The following is a 2,353-nucleotide window of genomic DNA, read 5'->3' as shown; positions in this document are numbered from 1 at the left end:
GGTTGTCGTCAGCTCGTGTCGTGAGATGTTGGGTTAAGTCCCGCAACGAGCGCAACCCTTGATTTTAGTTGCCAGCATTTCGGATGGGCACTCTAGAATGACTGCCGGTGACAAACCGGAGGAAGGCGGGGATGACGTCAAATCATCATGCCCCTTATGACCTGGGCTACACACGTACTACAATGGCCGGTACAGAGGGTTGCGAAGCCGCGAGGTGAAGCCAATCCCAGAAAGCCGGTCTCAGTTCGGATTGTAGGCTGCAACTCGCCTACATGAAGTCGGAATTGCTAGTAATCGCGGATCAGCATGCCGCGGTGAATACGTTCCCGGGTCTTGTACACACCGCCCGTCACACCACGAGAGTTTACAACACCCGAAGTCGGTGAGGTAACCGCAAGGAGCCAGCCGCCGAAGGTGGGGTAGATGATTGGGGTGAAGTCGTAACAAGGTAGCCGTATCGGAAGGTGCGGCTGGATCACCTCCTTTCTATGGAGAATCGTTTCCTGCGATGGAAACATTCAGTCCCGTTTCTCATTCGGGAGTTACAAAATGAACGACTCACTTACTGCTCAGTTTTGAGAGAGGAAACTCTTTCATTGAAACGCGTTTGGTGGTGATGGCAGAGGGGTTCCACACGTTCCCATCTCGAACACGACCGTTAAGCCCTCTTACGCCGATGGTACTTGGACCGCAGGGTCCTGGGAGAGTAGGAAGCTGCCAAGCGCAATTCAATATGGGCCCTTAGCTCAGCTGGTTAGAGCGCACCCCTGATAAGGGTGAGGTCGGTGGTTCGAGTCCACTAGGGCCCACCATTTCTTCAATTGCATAATTACCTTTATGGGGCCATAGCTCAGCTGGGAGAGCGCCTGCCTTGCAAGCAGGAGGTCAGCGGTTCGATCCCGCTTGGCTCCACCATAATTATTTACCAAAAGCAAGATTTGTCCTTTGAAAACTGGATACCGAAACGATAAATTCGCGTTTAGAATATTTCTTTCTTCTCCACGCTGCTTGTCAGCGAGGGTGTAAGAAAAAAGATTCAAATCGAAGAGCGAAGTGAAGGTGGGTTGAGCGACTTTTGGCTTTCCGTAAGGAAAACAAGGGAAGCAAAACACAGCATCACGGCGCGAACTTTGGTTAAGCAAGTAAGAGCGCACGGTGGATGCCTAGGCACCAGGAGCCGATGAAGGACGTGACGAACCACGATAGGGCTTCGGGGAGCTGTAAGTGAGCGTTGATCCGAAGATTTCCGAATGGGGCAACCCAGCTGGATTCATACCCAGTTACCGATTTGGTGAATACATAGCCAAACGGAGGCAGACCGGGGGAACTGAAACATCTAAGTACCCCGAGGAAGAGAAAACAATAGTGATTCCGTCAGTAGCGGCGAGCGAACGCGGATTAGCCCAAACCAAAAAGCTTGCTTTTTGGGGTTGTAGGACGTCTCACATGGAGTTACAAAGGAGTAAGGTAGGCGAAGAGGTTTGGAACGACCCGCCAGAGCAGGTGATAGCCCTGTAGCCGAAAGTTTGCTCCCTCCGAGACGGATCCTGAGTAGTGCGGGGCACGTGAAACCCCGTATGAATCCGGCAGGACCATCTGCCAAGGCTAAATACTCCCTGGTGACCGATAGCGAAGCAGTACCGTGAGGGAAAGGTGAAAAGGACCTCGGAAGAGGAGTGAAATAGAACCTGAAACCGTGCGCTTACAAAAAGTCAGAGCCCAATTAAGGGGTGATGGCGTGCCTTTTGTAGAATGAACCGGCGAGTTACGTTTGCATGCCAGGTTAAGGTGAGAAGCCGGAGCCGCAGCGAAAGCGAGTCTGAATAGGGCGACTTAGTATGTAGGCGTAGACCCGAAACCGGGTGATCTACCCCTGTCCAGGGTGAAGGTGCGGTAACACGCACTGGAGGCCCGAACCCACGTACGTTGAAAAGTGCGGGGATGAGGTGGGGGTAGCGGAGAAATTCCAATCGAACCCGGAGATAGCTGGTTCTCCCCGAAATAGCTTTAGGGCTAGCCTCGGATCTGCGAGTTGTGGAGGTAGAGCACTGATTGGGTGCGGGGTCCGCGAGGATTACCAAGCTCAGTCAAACTCCGAATGCCATCAACTTAAATCCGGGAGTCAGACAGTGAGTGCTAAGATCCATTGTCAAAAGGGAAACAGCCCAGACCATCGGTTAAGGTCCCCAAGTGTGTGTTAAGTGGGAAAGGATGTGGAGTTGCCCAGACAACCAGGATGTTGGCTTAGAAGCAGCCACCATTTAAAGAGTGCGTAATAGCTCACTGGTCGAGTGACTCTGCGCCGAAAATGTAACGGGGCTAAACACACCACCGAAACCATGGCTTGATGCTT

2 tRNA genes and 3 rRNA genes are annotated in these 2,353 nt (G+C 52.4%); all 5 read left to right on the top strand.

From position 1 onward, the window contains the following. Positions 1-486: ribosomal RNA gene (locus NOM90_RS19175) — 16S ribosomal RNA — on the top strand; the annotation flags it as partial. Positions 487-606: 120 nt separating this feature from the next. Continuing rightward, a 5S ribosomal RNA gene (gene rrf, locus NOM90_RS19170) occupies positions 607-723 on the top strand. A gap of 12 nt (positions 724-735) precedes the next feature. After that, positions 736-812: transfer RNA gene (locus tag NOM90_RS19165), tRNA-Ile, on the top strand. Positions 813-839: 27 nt separating this feature from the next. Continuing rightward, a tRNA-Ala gene (locus tag NOM90_RS19160) sits at positions 840-915 on the top strand. Positions 916-1,132: 217 nt separating this feature from the next. Beyond that, positions 1,133-2,353 (top strand): 23S ribosomal RNA (locus NOM90_RS19155); the annotation flags it as partial.

Origin of the sequence: Saccharibacillus sp. JS10 (genome assembly GCF_024436065.1) — a bacterium.
Lineage (GTDB): Bacteria > Bacillota > Bacilli > Paenibacillales > Paenibacillaceae > Saccharibacillus.
The sequence above is the reverse complement of the archived record's forward strand: the minus strand, read 5'-3'. Positions and strand labels throughout refer to the sequence as shown.